This window comes from Pseudomonas sp. GW822-FHT07A10 (genome assembly GCF_058798795.1).
This window is the reverse complement of the sequence record NZ_JBXAKV010000003.1, coordinates 115,280-129,535: the sequence shown is the minus strand read 5'-3', so window position 1 is coordinate 129,535 and position 14,256 is coordinate 115,280. Positions and strand designations below refer to the sequence as shown.

Below are 14,256 nucleotides of genomic sequence, written 5' to 3'. Positions count from 1 at the left end.
GACTCTTTCCGCTTGCCTTGAGGTAACGATGATTAATGCAGTAATTGCCGCGGTCGGCATCATGCTGATACTCAGCCTGTCCCGCGTGCATGTGGTAATCGCGCTGATTGTGGGCGCGCTGGTCGGTGGTTTGACCGGTGGCCTGGGGATCGATGCGACGCTCAAAGCCTTCAACAGCGGCCTCGGTGGCGGGGCGACGGTGGCGTTGTCCTACGCCTTGCTCGGCGCATTTGCGGTGGCCATTGCCAAGTCCGGCTTGGCCCATGCCCTGGCGGACAAAGCCCTGGCCATGGTCGATCGTCAGCACGCCAACGGTGGCGGCAATGTCAAATGGCTGCTGATCGGCCTGCTATGGGTGGTGGCCATCGCCTCGCAGAACATTTTGCCGATTCATATCGCGTTTATCCCGTTGCTGGTGCCGCCTCTTTTATATGTGCTGACCAAACTGCAACTGGACCGGCGGTTGATCGCCTGCGTGATGACCTTCGGGCTGATCACGCCGTACATGTTCCTGCCGGTGGGCTTCGGCAACATCTTCCTCAATGAAATCCTGTTGGCCAACGTCGCCCGTAGCGGGGTGGACATCAGCGGCATCAACGTCACCCATGCCATGGGCATTCCGGCGCTGGGCATGGTGTTTGGCCTCGCGGCAGCCTTCATCAGCTACCGCAAGAAGCGCGTTTACGACCTGGAAAAGATCGAGCAAGTCGAACAGGTCGCGGTGCAGTACAACCCCTTGAGCCTGATGGTCGCCGGTCTGGCGATTGTCGTGGCGTTCATTATTCAGCTGTTGCTGGACTCGATGATTATCGGGGCGCTGGTGGGCTTCCTGATCTTTTCGGCGTCGGGCATCGTCAAGTGGCGTGAAACCGACGACCTGTTCACCGAAGGCATGAAGATGATGGCGATGATCGGCTTCATCATGATCGCCGCATCCGGTTTTGCTGAAGTGATGAAAGCCACCGGTCATGTGCAGACACTGGTGGAGTCCTCGGCCTCGTGGATCGACCACAGCAAAGGCATCGGGGCGCTGTTGATGCTGCTGGTGGGCCTGTTGGTGACCATGGGCATCGGCTCGTCGTTTTCCACCGTACCGATTCTGGCGGCGATTTTCGTGCCGTTGTGCGTGCAACTGGGCTTCAGCCCGATCGCCATCGTGTGCATCGTCGGCACTGCCGGCGCGCTGGGCGATGCCGGTTCACCGGCGTCGGACTCGACCCTGGGCCCGACCTCCGGTCTGAACATCGACGGCCAGCATCATCACATCTGGGACACCGTGGTCCCGACCTTCCTGCACTACAACCTGCCGTTGCTGGCGTTCGGTTGGGTGGCGGCGATGGTTCTGTAACCACTTTACCTTGTAGGACCGCGTTCAACTTTTGATCTGGCGTGCCGTTATAGCCTTTAACCACGCCAATAAAATCAAAAGAGTGAACGTCATGCGCATGAGCCTGAAGGCCAAAGTCCTGTCCCTTGCCGTCCTCCCGGTGTTGCTCTTTGCGCTGGTCATCAGCCTGACCACGCTGTTCATCCTGCAGGAACAGGCCCGCAAGGAAGTCGAGGAAACCCGTCAGCGCCTGCTCAGCGATGCCAAGGCGACCCTGCAAAGCTACGTTACCGTGGCCATAACCACGATCAAGCCGCTCTACGACGCGGCCGCCCCCGGAGATGACGCGGCGCGGGCGCAGGTGATCAAGTTGCTGTCGAGCATCACCTACGGCAAGGACGGCTACTTCTTCGGCTACGACTCCAACACCGTGCGCCTGTTCAAGGCCAACAGCCCCGAAGGCGTGGGCCAGAGCTTCAAGGACAACCGCGACCCGAACGGCGTCTACGTTAACCGCGACCTGGTGAAAGTCGCCAAGGACGGGACCCACTACCTGCAATACAGCTCGCCGCTGCCCGGCAACAGCCAAGTGCTGGTGCCCAAGCTCGGCTACACCGAATACCTGCCGAAGTGGGACATGGCGGTCGGCACCTCAGTCAACCTCGACGGCATCGAGGCGCAAGTGGCGCTGGTCGAGATCAAGGTCCAGGAACGCATGCAAGGCGTGGTGCTGAGCATTGTCGGGATTGCCGTGGTGGTGCTGCTGGTGATCGCCGCGGCCGGGATGCTGCTGGCCAATACCATTCTGCGTCCGCTGAACCTGATGAAAGCCAACCTCGACGACATCGCGGCGGGCGAGGGCGACCTGACCCGGCGCCTGACCATCACCAGCCAGGATGAACTCGGCGAACTGGCCGGCTCGTTCAACCGTTTCGTCGACAAGATCCACAGCCTGGTGCGACAGATCACTGAAATGACCTCGCAACTGACCGGGTTGGTGAATCAGGTTTCCGATCAGGCCCAACGCTCGGATCAGGCCATGGAGCGCCAGCGTCACGAGACCGATCAGGTGGCCACGGCGATCAACCAAATGTCGGCGGCGGCCCAGGAAGTGGCCAAGAGCGCGCAAAACGCCGCGGTCGCTGCCCAGCAGACCGACGAAGAAGGCCAGGCCGCCAAGCGCGTGGTGGCCGGTAGCATCGTGAAGATTCATGCACTGGTGAACGACATTCGCAGCAGCGGCGTGTCCCTCGACAGCCTGCAGAAAGACGTGTCGTCGATTGTCAGCGTGCTCGGGGTGATCCGTTCGATTGCCGAGCAGACCAACCTGCTGGCGCTCAACGCCGCCATTGAAGCAGCCCGCGCCGGTGAGGCCGGACGTGGTTTTGCGGTGGTTGCCGATGAAGTGCGGGCGTTGGCCAGTCGCACGCAAATCAGCACTCAGGAAATCCAGGGCATGATCGACCGCTTGCAGGCCGGCACCCAATCGGCGGTCGAGTCCATGCGCCGCTCCAGCGAGGCCGGCGACGGCACGTCGGCCCAGGCCAACGAGGCCGGCGCGTCGCTGGACGCCATGGCCCAACTGATCGGCACCATCAACTCAATGAACGCGCAGATTGCCAGCGCCGCCGAAGAGCAAACCGCCGTGGCCGAAGAGATCAACCGCAGCGTGCACCAGATCGCCGTGGCGGTGGACAGCGTCGCCGACGAGACCCAGCGCGGCGCGCAAACCTCGCGCAGCCTGGCCGATCTCGGTCAGCGCCTGGGGCAATTGGTTGGGCAATTCCGTATTTGAGTGATGTCGCTGAGAGAGTTTTGCGATCTGTAGCAGCCTCGCGGGCTCGGCAGCTGCTACGGGGGAGCCACATCGCGACTACCCTCAATAGTAAGCAAACTCCGTCCAGGCATCTGTTTGAACCGGTTTCTGCAACGGGCGGTCATTTGCTTCAGGTGCCGCGCACCCGCGGCACCCGGACGACCCTAACCATGGAGTCAGACTTATGAACGACGGTACCTGCGACTGCCCGAAATGTTCCTGCAAACTGGGTGATCACCCCATCGTGCGTCACGGCAAGCACTATTGCTGTGAAGCCTGCGCCCACCATCACCAACACGGCGAAGAATGCTCCACCAAAGGCTGCAAGTGCGCTAAGCCCTGACCGCTCACCCAAAAAAGTGGAGCCGCTGCGGCTCCACTTTCAGTTTGAATATTCACCCTCCCTTTCAAAGCTCAACTCGTCGGCCGCCAGGTCACATTCTCGACGCCGAATTTTTCCGCCACTGGTTTGCTGGTCTTTTGCACCCGCTCACGGCCAAAACGCGGGATCCGGCCTATGCCGGCGTCGCAACTTGCCCAGTGCCAGGCTTCTGCGTTGTCCATTTTGTCCTGGCGGATGATGAAAGACTTGGGCTTGCCATGAAGTGTGTATTCAATGACGAAAAGTTTTGCGTTGTTCATAAAACCTGTATTCCTCCCTGTTGTAATAGAAGGATCGCCAGGCGCGCGAAAAATTCAGTCGGATTGTCAGTCGGTTACAGCGACTGGCGACACGTCGCACGCCTCGCTACCATGGAGCCTTTCCGCCCCTCAATGATCCTAGCCTATGGCCAAGGCCGCACCCCCTGATTTAAGCGATACCGATGTGCCGGTGCAACCGCTGGCACGTACTTACCCGCGTGGGTTGTATATCGAGCCTCACGAACATGTGTGGGGCCAGTTGCTGTACGCGATGAGCGGCGTGATGTGGGTCGAGACACCCCATGAAGCACTGGTGGTGCCGCCGCAACGGGCGGTCTGGCTGCCGCCGGGTGTGCCGCACGGGATTCGCGTGGTCTCTGACTTGCAGATGCGCAACATCTACCTGCGGCCGTCATTGGCGGCGACACTGGACGACAGTGTGCAAGTGATTGAAGTCGGCGGCTTGCTGCGCGAACTGATCGTCGGGCTGGTGGAGCAGGGCGACGACGGTGCCCCGGATTACTACGACGCGCTGGTAGGCCTGGCCTTGCTGGAGCTCAAGCGCGCCCGACGTTCATTGCTGAAAATACCGCTGCCGGACGATTCCGACCGGCGACTGATGAACCTGTGTCAGGCGGTCATGGCCTCACCGTCGCTGGACATTCCCTTCGAGCAGCACGCCGAAAATGCTGGTGCCAGCGTGCGTACCCTGGCGCGCTTGTTCAAGGACGGTTTGGGCATGGGCTTCGCCGAATGGCGGCGGCAGGTGCAACTGGCGACTGCGGCGGCCGAATTGATTCAGGGCGTACCGGTCAGCGCGATTGCCCGGGAGCTGGGTTATTCGCCGAGCAGCTTCAGCGACATGTTCCGCCGGGAACTGGGTGTCGCGCCTTCGCAGTTTTGCGTGAGCCAGCAACGGGGCGGCGCTGCGTAAAAAGCGCTTTGGCCGACATTCAGAAGTACTTGGCCGACGTCCGTGGCGACCTCTCTCTAGACTCTGCGCATACCCCCTTATGCCACGGAGTCTGTCATGAACTACCTTATCTCGTTGGGTATCGGTCTGGGCGTCGGCCTGCTCTATGGCGCGCTGGATTTTCGTTCCCCCGCACCACCGGCCATCGCGCTGGTGGGTCTGCTGGGCATGCTCGCCGGTGAGCAGTTGTGGCCCTTGGGCCGGCAACTGGTGGCGGGCTGGATCTCCTGAAACCTCTTATCCATTTGGTGGAAATGCCCATGAAAGCACTGCAATTCGACAAAACCGGCGACCTCTCGGCCCTGCGCTACGTTGAGGTGCCCACCCCCGTTCCCGGCGCTGACGAAGTGCTGGTCCAGATCAAGGCGGCGGGCCTCAATCCCAGCGATGTGAAAAACGTACTGGGGCGCTTTCCCTACACCACATTGCCGCGGATTCCCGGGCGTGATTTCGCCGGCATCGTCGTCGAAGGCCCGCAGGCGCTGATCGGCCAGGAAGTCTGGGGCACCGGCCGGGAGCTGGGCTTCTTTGCCGACGGTTCCCACGCGCAATTCGTCAAACTGCCGGCCAATGGCGTGGCGCTGAAGCCGACGCATCTGAGCTTTGCCCAGGCCGCCAGCCTCGGTGTGCCGTACACCACGGCGTGGGATGCGCTGGAACGCAGTCTTGTCACGACCGGAACGCGGTTGTTGGTGATCGGCGGCGGGGCGGTGGGCAGCGCAGCATTGGCGCTGGCCAAAGTCCGGGGCGCCCAGGTGCTGGCGGCGGCGCGGCGGCCAGAGCAGGTCAAGGATTTGCAGGCTCAGGGTTATCAGACGCTGCAACTGGATAAGCCTGAGGACCTGGGCGCACAGGTCAGCGCCGTGTATGCCGGCGGTGCCGACGTGATCTTCGACACCACCGGTTTCTGGCTACCGGCCTCGGTCCCGGCGCTGGCCGCGTTCGGCCGCATCGCAATCATCGCCGCGCCGGCGGATGGGCATGTGCAATTGCCGGCCCTGGCGCTGTATCGCAAGGGCGGTTCGGTGGTGGGGATCAATTCGTTACTGTACGGGGTTCAGGCGTGTGCGGCGATGCTCGAACAGTTCGGAAACTTTTTCGATCAGGGCCTGTTGCCGTTGCCGGAAGGGCTAGTTGAATCGCCGTTGGCCGAGGGGCTGGAACGGTATGCCGAGGTGAATCAGGGCAGCGGTGACAAGGTGATTTTGTTGCCTTGAAATGGATGCAATTAGAAATACACCCCCGGATCAAATGTGGGAGCGGGCAAGCCCGCTCCCACATATCAGATCAGGCTTCAGGCACACCTTTCTCCCAAACCGACCAATTCTTCAGAATCTCCTGCACCAACGGATTCCCCGTGCGGTACAGGTTCTCCAGTGCCGGCACAAACCCGCCCTGATCGGCGTATTTGAGCAGGTTATCCACCTCGCTCTGGCCCGGCGCCGGCCGGTCGAAGTCGGAACCGGCGCGTACCACCGCCAAACGGCGGACATCCACCAGACCTTCGCGATTGGCCCGCAGCAGTGCCTCGTAGGTGGAGTTGTCTTCCTGCTGAGTGGTGCAGTAGACACCTTCGTTGTTGGTCAGCAATTTTGTCCAGACTTCCGCCCGCTCACTCAAGCGCGTCCCGGAAAACCAGGTATTGCCCGCCAGCGTGTCGCACTGGGTCACCACCGGCGGCTGATTGGCCGGGGCCGACGGATACTTCAAGCGCCACGCCGCCGACTCCTTGCTCTCGCTCAGTTCGACTTTGTGGCTCAGGGCGAAGGCTTTGGCCTGCAACTTCGGATTGAGTTCGAAGACTTCGGTTTTGTAATCCAGCGGCGGTTTTTCGTTCGGGCCTTTGGTGTTGATGCCCAGGTAACCGGTCGGCCAGTCTTTCGGCGCGTCCCGGGAGTCCAGTTCCCACTGGGTGCCAAACTCCACCAGGTAGTGCGCCCACGCGGTGGTGCCGATGGTCCCGTGTTTCGGGCTGATGCCGGCAATCCCGGCGATCAGGAAGTAACTTTTGCGCAGGTCGAATTTCGGCGACAGCGCCAGGGCCAGGGTCGAGGCCGCCGCATTGGTCTGGCCCATGCCGGTGACCATCAGGCACACCTGTTCGGTGTTGCAGCGAATGTTCGGGTACTCGGCGGACAGGCCCGGTACTCGTACTTCCTGCTTGAGTTCCAGGCGATCAATCCAGTTCTGCGCCTCGGGAGCGAACATGGTGATCAGCATCACTTTCGGCTGGATCGGCGCTTCTACCGCCCAGGCAGAGGAAGAGAGCAGGGTGCTTACCGCAAAACCGACAGACAGGGAAAGACGCGTCATTGCTTTCATAAAACCTCCTGATTCAAATGAGCCTTAAAACTGATAGCCAACACCGGCGTAGTAACCCCAGCCGTTGGAACGGGCGCGGAAGTCGCCATCGCCGAAATTCAACTCACTGCCGTCCTCCCAGTTGCCGCCGTTGTGGAAGTAACGGCCGACCAGGGTGAAACGCAAGTGGGTGAAGGCGTAGAGCAACACGTTGGTGGCCACGGTGGCATTGGCGGTGCGGGCCGGGTTGTCCTTGTGCAGGTCGGAGCCGAAGTCGAAGTTGGTGAAACCGATGTAGGTCAGCGAAGCGCCGTTGCTGAAACTGCTGATGGGCACGATGTATTTGAGCTGGGCGCGGTAGCCGTCCCACGAATACTCGTTGCTGGCGCCGTAGTTTTCCCACTGGTAGCGACCGTAGAAGTTGGCCGACAGATTGACCCGCGAATGGGTGTCGATGTCGGTGCCGAGGCCGCTGTACAGCGTGTTGGCGCGGTTGGCACTGTTGCTGCCATGGTCGTAGATCCAGTCGAACGCCACGTACCATTCCTTGAACGGCCCGACGGCCAGGCTGCGGCCGGCGAGGTAGTCGATGGAAATCCGTGGTTCGTGCTCCATGAACACTGGCGAGCCGTGGTCCCATACGCCTTTGTCATGGCTGTTGCCGATGTCGAAGATCTTCGGAATGTCGATGTAGCCGTACAACTCGAACGGCCCCTTGCGGCCGAAGTACTCGTATTCCAAGTAGATGTCGTCGGCCGGTTGCGGGCCGAAACTGATGTCCTTGCTGCCGATGACGGTCAGGTCCTGATTGAACCAGTCCGACAGGTACGCGCCTTTTTTTGGTGGGTTGGCTTCAGGGCTGAGAGCTTCGCCCTGGGCGGATTCTTCGGTGGCGGCCGGTTGGGCCAACGCGGAGCTGCTGAGTAGTCCTGTAACGCTGGCCAACAGCAAGGAAACAGCAAACGTGCGTGAGCAAGTCACGCGACTGGAGGTGCACTGCATTAAAAGTCCCTTTTCGTGCGGATCGAAGGCCCGGTGGTGCGGGCTGGTTCGGATTAAGTGGCGAACAGGCCGGTATCGGCGACTCGCAAACGTTTGCACAAGCCATACCAATTTTCTTAATACGCTGAAAAACCGGAGGAATTGGCGGTTTTGCTGTCCTTTCGGTCAAGGATTTCGCGGGGCGGGGGAAAAGAAGGGGAGTCGGACGCACCAAAGTGAGTTTCGCTGCACAAAGATCGTTCTTGCGCGGCTCCTGCCAAATGGGGTTGCTGTAGAATCCTGGGCATTGACTTCACAAGGTGCATTCCATGAGCGAGCCGATTCGTCTGACCCAATACAGCCACGGCGCAGGTTGCGGCTGCAAGATTTCGCCCCAGGTACTGGAGGTGATTCTGGCCGGCAGTGGTGCGCAGAACCTGGACCCGAAACTCTGGGTCGGCAACGCCTCGCGCGATGATGCGGCGGTGTATGCCATCGACGAAGAGCGCGGCGTGGTATCGACCACCGACTTCTTTATGCCGATTGTCGACGATCCGTTCGATTTCGGCCGCATCGCCGCCACCAACGCCATCAGCGATATTTACGCCATGGGCGGCGACCCATTGATGGCGATTGCGATCCTCGGCTGGCCGGTCAATGTGCTGGCGCCGGAGATTGCCCGGGAAGTGATTCGCGGCGGGCGGTCGGTCTGCGATGAAGCGGGAATCCCCCTGGCCGGCGGCCATTCCATCGATGCACCTGAGCCGATCTTCGGTCTGGCCGTGACCGGACTGGTGGAAAAGCGCCACATGAAGCGCAACGACACCGCCACCGCCGGATGCCTGCTCTATCTCACCAAGCCCTTGGGCATCGGCATCCTCACCACCGCCGAGAAGAAGGGCAAGTTGCGCAATGCCGACATCGGCCTGGCCCGCGACTGGATGTGCACCTTGAACAAACCCGGCAGCCGTTTCGGCAAGCTCGATGGCGTGACCGCAATGACCGACGTCACCGGTTTCGGCCTGCTCGGGCACTTGGTGGAAATGGCCGACGGCAGCAATGTGACCGCCCGCATCGCCTATGACCGTGTGCCGCGCCTGCCGGGCGTCGAGTATTACCTCGATCAGGGCTGCGTGCCCGGCGGCACGCTGCGCAATTTCGACAGCTACGCCAGCAAGGTCGGCCGGCTCCAGGAGTTGCACAAACGCGTGCTCTGCGACCCGCAGACCAGCGGCGGTTTGCTGATTGCAGTCACGCCCGAAGGCAACGCAGCGTTCCTGGCGGTGGCGGCCGAACTTGGGCTGGTCCTTCAGCCCATCGGCGAACTGGTTGAGCGACAGACCCACGCGGTTGAGGTGGTTTGATGTCCAGAGACTTCACCGATTACCGCGACATCTTCCTCAACGACCGGCCGATGATGGATGTGCGCGCGCCGATCGAATTCCTCAAAGGCTCATTCCCCGGCGTGGTCAACCTGCCGCTGATGAATGACCACGAGCGGCAACGGGTCGGCACTTGCTACAAACAACACGGTCAGCAAGCGGCCATCACGCTGGGACATCAGTTGGTGGCCGGCGCGATCAAGGCCGAGCGCATCCAGGCCTGGGCCGATTTTGCCCGGGCGCATCCGGATGGTTATTTGTATTGTTTTCGCGGCGGGCTGCGTTCACAGATCACCCAGCAGTGGCTCAAGGACGAAGCGGGCATTGACTATCCGCGGGTCGGTGGTGGCTACAAGGCCATGCGCACCTTCTTGCTCGACACGCTCGACCAGGCCGTTTCCCAGTGCGATTTCGTTTTGCTGGGCGGCATGACCGGCACCGGCAAGACCGAGGTGCTCGAACAATTGAGCAACGCGCTGGACCTTGAAGGTCACGCCCATCATCGCGGCTCCAGCTTCGGCAAACGCGCCACCGGCCAACCCTCCAACATCGACTTTGAAAACCGCCTGGCCGTGGACGTGCTGAAAAAACGCGCCAGCGGTATCGAGCAGTTTGTGCTCGAAGACGAGAGCCGCGCGATCGGCAGTTGCGCGTTGCCGTTGCCGCTTTATCAGGGCATGCAGCAGTTTCCGATGGTCTGGCTGGAAGACAGCCTGGAAGGGCGCGTCGAGCGGATCCTGCGCGATTACGTAGTGGATTTATGCGCCGAGTTCACCGAGGTGTACGGCGATGAAGGCTTCACGCTGTTTTCCGAGCGGATGTTGGCGAGCCTGAACAATGTCCAGAAACGCCTGGGCGGCGAACGCCATCGGCGGATGCTGACCTTGATGGAAGACGCGCTGGCGGAACAGGCCAATAGCGGCGCGGTGGACTTGCACCGGGGCTGGATCGAAGGGTTATTGCGCGAGTATTACGACCCGATGTATGTGTTTCAGCGGGAGAAAAAGGGCGCGCGGATCGAGTTTGTCGGGGAACGGAGCGCCGTTCTCGAATATCTGCGGGAGCGGGGTAAACGGCGGGGGTAATGTTGTTTTTGCTGGCCTCATCGCGGGCTTGCTCACGATGGGGGCTGGCAGGTGCCCGACCGCTTACGTCGGACAAGTCTCCTGACCGTTATTGAGCCCTTGCTTGTAGCTGTGGCTCTGCAGGCTGGCCTTGCCGTTGTGCCAGGTCAGCGTAAGCACGTACAGCGAGTCATAGTCGCTGGATGCCCAGTCATCGGTAATGCGCTGTTCTGAGCCGACGGCTTCCCCCGCGACCTTGTTGATCAGCTCGGGCAGGTAGCCATGGGACCAGGCGGTATAGATGATCGAGTTGTGATACTTGTCGCGAAGCAGTTCATCGGCCAGGTCGCTGGTGTCGTTGGCCGAAAATTCGATGTTCACCGGTAAGCCGAGCTTGATCGCGCTGGGGCTGATGGTCATCAGGGGGCGGATGTAACTGTAGGAATTATCCAGTTCGCCTTCCTCGACATTGCGCGTCGGGTTGGCGGCAAACACGTAATTGGCCTTGCCGAATTTTTCCGGCAGCAAGGTGGCCAGGTCGATGGCGCGATTCAGTCCCTGACAATTGAGCTGACCCAGGCCGCCGGCCGGTTTTTCGGCGTGACGCAAAAACACCAGTGTCTGTGTACCGTCCACCGGTTGGGCGCGGCTTTCACTGGACTCCAGCGACAAAAACAACGCGCTGGCCGCCAACAGAGCGGGCAGGAAGATAAAGGCGCGATGTTTGAAGCGGTTGGTGAGTTTCAAAGGGTTCATCATCGAATTGGTGATCTTCAGCGCATTCGGTTAAGGCTGACAAACCTTGACACCTCAAGCTCCGAGCATAGGGTGTTTTCCATGTCGTTGACCCAGTCTATTTCTAACAGGGCAATGCTCAGAGTCCGCTGAAGCCCTTTTGGTTCGATTCGAGCTTCGATCCGAGCGAGGTGCCCAGCACTTTAGCGGCAACCTTGAATGGATTGTGGGAAAGGTTATCGACAGGATGTTGCGGATTTATGGACACAGTACACATCTTAGCCCCGTCCCCCTTATGATCTTCACTCCGATTTTCCCGTGGAAGCTCCCGATGACCGATTTGTCTGCATTCCCCATCACTCGAAAATGGCCAGCCCAGTACCCGGAGTGGATTCAGCTCTATTCCTTGCCAACGCCCAATGGCGTCAAGGTTTCGATCATGCTCGAAGAGATCGGGCTGCCCTACGAGCCGCATCGCGTGGGCTTCGACACCCAGGATCAGCTGTCCCCTGAGTTTCTGTCGCTGAACCCCAACAACAAGATCCCGGCGATCCTCGACCCCCACGGCCCGGGCGACCAACCGCTGGCGCTGTTCGAGTCCGGGGCGATTCTGATTTACCTCGCCGACAAGAGCGGGCAACTGCTGGCCCAGGAGTCGGCAGCGCGTTACGAGACCCTTCAGTGGCTGATGTTTCAGATGGGCGGTATCGGGCCGATGTTCGGCCAGCTCGGTTTTTTCAACAAATTCGCCGGCAAGGACTACGAAGACAAGCGTCCGCGTGATCGCTACGTCGACGAAAGCAAGCGCTTGCTCAAGGTCCTCGATGGCCGCTTGCAAGGGCGCGACTGGATCATGGGCGAGCGCTACACCATTGCCGACATCGCGACTTTTCCGTGGGTGCGTAACCTGATCGGCTTCTACGAGGCCGGCGACCTGGTCGGCATCCAGGATTTCCCCAACGTCACCCGCGTGCTGGAGCGTTTCCTGGCAAGACCGGCGGTAATTCGCGGGCTGGAAATCCCTAAGCAATCCCTTTGAATCCCTCATCACCAAGGCAGGCAATGAGCGCGTTCGATTTCAAGCAAGTAGATGTTTTCAGCCCCGTCGCGCTCAAGGGCAACCCGTTGGCGGTTGTGTTCGGCGCAGACAAGCTCAGCGATGAACGCATGGCGGCGTTCGCGAACTGGACCAACCTCAGCGAAACCACGTTCGTGCTCGAACCTCGAGACCCCCGGGCCGACTATCGAGTGCGTATCTTCACCACCCTGCAAGAGTTGCCGTTCGCCGGTCATCCGACGCTGGGCACGTGCCATGCCTGGCTCGAGGCCGGTGGGGTGCCCAAGGGTGAGGAGATTATTCAGGAGTGTGGTGTCGGCCTGGTGCGGGTGCGTCGGCAGGGGGCGGAGCTGGCGTTTCTCGCGCCACCGCTGCTCAGGTCCGGCCCGGTGGACGCCGGGCTGGTCGAGCGCGTACGGCAGGGGCTCGGGTTGGCGCCGGAGGCGATTGTGCGCACGCAATGGGTCGACAACGGTGCCGGTTGGCTGGCGGTGATGGTCGAGGACCGCCAGCAGATTCTGGACTTGCAGCCGGATCATGCACAGATGCTCGGCCTCGCCGTCGGTGTCATCGCGCCATGGCACCCCGAGAATGATGGTGCTGACGCGCAGTTCGAAGTACGTGCATTCATTTCCGGCGACGGCATGCCGGAAGACCCGGCCACCGGCAGCCTGAACGCCGGGATCGCTCAATGGTTGCTCAGCGAAGGGCTGGCTCCGGCGTCTTATGTCGTCAGTCAGGGCCTGACCATGGGCCGCGCCGGGCGGATTCGGGTGGAGCAGGTGGGGGATGAGATCTGGATTGGTGGTTCTGTAGTGACGTGTATTACCGGAACGCTGACGATCTAACCTGTGAGAGCAGGCGGTATTCGATGCGGGCGATTGTTGCCGCCGCGGTAACGTTGTCTTGAGCGAACGAGGTTTGTGTCCCGCACCTTGCAGGGCATAAGCTTCGCCCCCTACGAATTTCGTCTCATCCGCCGTTTTTCAGGAAGGTCCATGTCCAGTCAGTTCCCAGAAGCACGTCCACGCCGTCTGCGCCGCAATGCGAGCCTGCGCAGCCTGTTCCAGGAAACCGAGTTCAGCTTGAATGACCTGGTGCTGCCGATTTTCGTCGAGGAAGAAATCGACGATTTCGTGCCGATCAAGAGCATGCCCGGGGTGATGCGCATTCCCGAGTCGAAACTGGCCGGCGAGATCGAGCGTTACGCCCGGGCCGGGATCAAGTCGGTGATGACGTTCGGCGTGTCTCATCATCTGGACAGCAACGGCAGCGACACCTGGAACGATAACGGCCTGGTGTCGCGGATGTCGCGCATCGCCAAGGACGCTGTGCCGGAAATGATCGTGATGTCCGACACCTGTTTTTGCGAGTACACCGACCACGGCCATTGTGGCGTGTTGCATCAGCACGAAGTCGACAACGACCAGACCCTGATCAACCTTGGCAAACAAGCCGTGGCCGCCGCCCGGGCCGGTGCCGATGTGATCGCGCCGTCGGCGGCGATGGACGGGCAGGTCCAGGCGATTCGCCGGGCGCTCGATGCGGCGGGGTTCAGCCAGACCGCAATCATGGCCTACTCGACCAAATTCGCCTCGGCGCTCTATGGTCCATTCCGTGAGGCCGGTGGCAGTGCGCTGAAAGGCGACCGCAAAAGCTATCAGATGAACCCGATGAATCGCCGCGAAGCGGTGCGTGAGTCATTGCTGGACGAACAGGAAGGCGCCGACGCACTGATGGTCAAGCCGGCCGGCGCGTACCTGGACATCATCCGCGACATCCGCGAAGCCTCGCGTCTGCCGTTGTCGGCGTATCAGGTGAGCGGTGAATACGCGATGATCAAATTCGCCGCCCAGGCTGGGGCGATCGATGAAGATCGCGTCGTGCGTGAGAGTCTGGGGGCGATCAAAAGGGCGGGGGCGGATTTGATCTTCACCTACTTCGCAATGGACCTGGCCCTGGCCGGGATCTAACAAAT

15 protein-coding genes are annotated in these 14,256 nt (G+C 60.8%); 11 read left to right on the top strand and 4 right to left on the bottom strand.

The annotated features are described in order from the left end of the window. Positions 1–31: 31 nt before the first annotated feature. The 3 genes from AC1RL4_RS07090 (at position 32) to AC1RL4_RS07080 (ending at position 3,486) form a co-directional block, all read left to right on the top strand. On the top strand, positions 32–1,348 hold the full coding sequence (locus tag AC1RL4_RS07090; protein ID WP_167331173.1) for a Na+/H+ antiporter family protein: 1,317 nt from the start codon (positions 32–34) through the stop codon (positions 1,346–1,348). Positions 1,349–1,439: 91 nt separating this feature from the next. Continuing rightward, positions 1,440–3,122: a methyl-accepting chemotaxis protein CtpM gene (gene ctpM, locus AC1RL4_RS07085; protein WP_493119361.1), complete on the top strand. Its 1,683-nt coding sequence runs from the start codon at positions 1,440–1,442 to the stop codon at positions 3,120–3,122. Positions 3,123–3,327: 205 nt separating this feature from the next. Continuing rightward, positions 3,328–3,486 (top strand): metallothionein, encoded by a 159-nt coding sequence (locus AC1RL4_RS07080; RefSeq protein ID WP_018925378.1) that lies wholly within the window; start codon positions 3,328–3,330, stop codon positions 3,484–3,486. A gap of 71 nt (positions 3,487–3,557) precedes the next feature. Here the strand turns inward: AC1RL4_RS07080 and AC1RL4_RS07075 are convergent, their stop codons facing one another. Continuing rightward, on the bottom strand, positions 3,558–3,785 hold the full coding sequence (locus AC1RL4_RS07075; protein ID WP_018925379.1) for a DUF6555 family protein: 228 nt from the start codon (positions 3,783–3,785) through the stop codon (positions 3,558–3,560). 145 nt (positions 3,786–3,930) lie between these two features. Here AC1RL4_RS07075 and AC1RL4_RS07070 point away from each other — a divergent pair, with 145 nt between their 5' ends. The 3 genes from AC1RL4_RS07070 to AC1RL4_RS07060 all read left to right on the top strand — a co-directional run bounded on the left by AC1RL4_RS07070 (position 3,931) and on the right by AC1RL4_RS07060 (position 5,975). Further along, positions 3,931–4,719 (top strand): AraC family transcriptional regulator, encoded by a 789-nt coding sequence (locus AC1RL4_RS07070; RefSeq protein WP_018925380.1) that lies wholly within the window; start codon positions 3,931–3,933, stop codon positions 4,717–4,719. A 96-nt stretch (positions 4,720–4,815) separates the two neighbouring features. Then, positions 4,816–4,989, top strand: coding sequence for a DUF1427 family protein (locus AC1RL4_RS07065; protein WP_007933035.1), 174 nt, complete (start codon positions 4,816–4,818; stop codon positions 4,987–4,989). Positions 4,990–5,018: 29 nt separating this feature from the next. Then, a complete protein-coding gene (locus tag AC1RL4_RS07060; RefSeq protein WP_096479857.1) occupies positions 5,019–5,975 on the top strand; it encodes a quinone oxidoreductase family protein in 957 nt (318 codons plus the stop codon). Positions 5,976–6,045: 70 nt separating this feature from the next. Here the strand turns inward: AC1RL4_RS07060 and AC1RL4_RS07055 are convergent, their stop codons facing one another. Beyond that, positions 6,046–7,080, bottom strand: a complete 1,035-nt coding sequence (locus AC1RL4_RS07055; RefSeq protein WP_230175562.1) for a purine-nucleoside phosphorylase — start codon at positions 7,078–7,080, stop codon at positions 6,046–6,048. A gap of 24 nt (positions 7,081–7,104) precedes the next feature. Further along, complete coding sequence (locus AC1RL4_RS07050) at positions 7,105–8,061, bottom strand: nucleoside-specific channel-forming protein Tsx (protein ID WP_096479859.1); 957 nt, start codon at positions 8,059–8,061, stop codon at positions 7,105–7,107. Between the two features lie 308 nt (positions 8,062–8,369). On the opposite strand from AC1RL4_RS07050, the gene selD reads away from it, so the two are divergent. Then, positions 8,370–9,404 carry a selenide, water dikinase SelD gene (selD, locus tag AC1RL4_RS07045; protein WP_096479860.1) on the top strand — a complete coding sequence of 345 codons (1,035 nt, stop codon included), beginning with the start codon at positions 8,370–8,372 and terminating at the stop codon, positions 9,402–9,404. After that, positions 9,404–10,507: a tRNA 2-selenouridine(34) synthase MnmH gene (gene mnmH, locus AC1RL4_RS07040; protein ID WP_230175212.1), complete on the top strand. Its 1,104-nt coding sequence runs from the start codon at positions 9,404–9,406 to the stop codon at positions 10,505–10,507. Before selD ends, mnmH begins: the two co-directional genes overlap by 1 nt. A 63-nt stretch (positions 10,508–10,570) precedes the next feature. Here mnmH and AC1RL4_RS07035 read toward each other — a convergent pair whose 3' ends face one another. After that, the gene (locus tag AC1RL4_RS07035; protein WP_019579976.1) at positions 10,571–11,245 is read right to left on the bottom strand and encodes a hypothetical protein; all 675 of its coding nucleotides are present in this window, start codon (positions 11,243–11,245) and stop codon (positions 10,571–10,573) included. Positions 11,246–11,552: 307 nt separating this feature from the next. Between AC1RL4_RS07035 and AC1RL4_RS07030 the strand changes: the two genes are divergently transcribed. From AC1RL4_RS07030 to hemB, 3 genes are all read left to right on the top strand, one after another. After that, a complete protein-coding gene (locus tag AC1RL4_RS07030) occupies positions 11,553–12,260 on the top strand; it encodes a glutathione binding-like protein (RefSeq protein WP_018925387.1) in 708 nt (235 codons plus the stop codon). A 23-nt stretch (positions 12,261–12,283) separates the two neighbouring features. Next, positions 12,284–13,126 carry a PhzF family phenazine biosynthesis protein gene (locus AC1RL4_RS07025; RefSeq protein ID WP_096479862.1) on the top strand — a complete coding sequence of 281 codons (843 nt, stop codon included), beginning with the start codon at positions 12,284–12,286 and terminating at the stop codon, positions 13,124–13,126. A gap of 150 nt (positions 13,127–13,276) precedes the next feature. Beyond that, positions 13,277–14,251 (top strand): porphobilinogen synthase, encoded by a 975-nt coding sequence (gene hemB / locus AC1RL4_RS07020; protein ID WP_019579978.1) that lies wholly within the window; start codon positions 13,277–13,279, stop codon positions 14,249–14,251. Positions 14,252–14,256 lie beyond the last annotated feature (5 nt).

Coding starts and splice junctions, on each gene's coding strand:
- AC1RL4_RS07065 (WP_007933035.1), top strand. CDS start 4,816: ATGAACTACCTTATCTCGTTGGGTATCGGTCTGGGCGTCGGCCTGCTC.
- AC1RL4_RS07050 (WP_096479859.1), bottom strand. CDS start 8,061: ATGCAGTGCACCTCCAGTCGCGTGACTTGCTCACGCACGTTTGCTGTT.
- AC1RL4_RS07025 (WP_096479862.1), top strand. CDS start 12,284: ATGAGCGCGTTCGATTTCAAGCAAGTAGATGTTTTCAGCCCCGTCGCG.
- mnmH (WP_230175212.1), top strand. CDS start 9,404: ATGTCCAGAGACTTCACCGATTACCGCGACATCTTCCTCAACGACCGG.
- selD (WP_096479860.1), top strand. CDS start 8,370: ATGAGCGAGCCGATTCGTCTGACCCAATACAGCCACGGCGCAGGTTGC.
- AC1RL4_RS07055 (WP_230175562.1), bottom strand. CDS start 7,080: ATGAAAGCAATGACGCGTCTTTCCCTGTCTGTCGGTTTTGCGGTAAGC.
- AC1RL4_RS07060 (WP_096479857.1), top strand. CDS start 5,019: ATGAAAGCACTGCAATTCGACAAAACCGGCGACCTCTCGGCCCTGCGC.
- hemB (WP_019579978.1), top strand. CDS start 13,277: ATGTCCAGTCAGTTCCCAGAAGCACGTCCACGCCGTCTGCGCCGCAAT.
- ctpM (WP_493119361.1), top strand. CDS start 1,440: ATGCGCATGAGCCTGAAGGCCAAAGTCCTGTCCCTTGCCGTCCTCCCG.
- AC1RL4_RS07080 (WP_018925378.1), top strand. CDS start 3,328: ATGAACGACGGTACCTGCGACTGCCCGAAATGTTCCTGCAAACTGGGT.
- AC1RL4_RS07030 (WP_018925387.1), top strand. CDS start 11,553: ATGACCGATTTGTCTGCATTCCCCATCACTCGAAAATGGCCAGCCCAG.
- AC1RL4_RS07035 (WP_019579976.1), bottom strand. CDS start 11,245: ATGATGAACCCTTTGAAACTCACCAACCGCTTCAAACATCGCGCCTTT.
- AC1RL4_RS07075 (WP_018925379.1), bottom strand. CDS start 3,785: ATGAACAACGCAAAACTTTTCGTCATTGAATACACACTTCATGGCAAG.
- AC1RL4_RS07070 (WP_018925380.1), top strand. CDS start 3,931: ATGGCCAAGGCCGCACCCCCTGATTTAAGCGATACCGATGTGCCGGTG.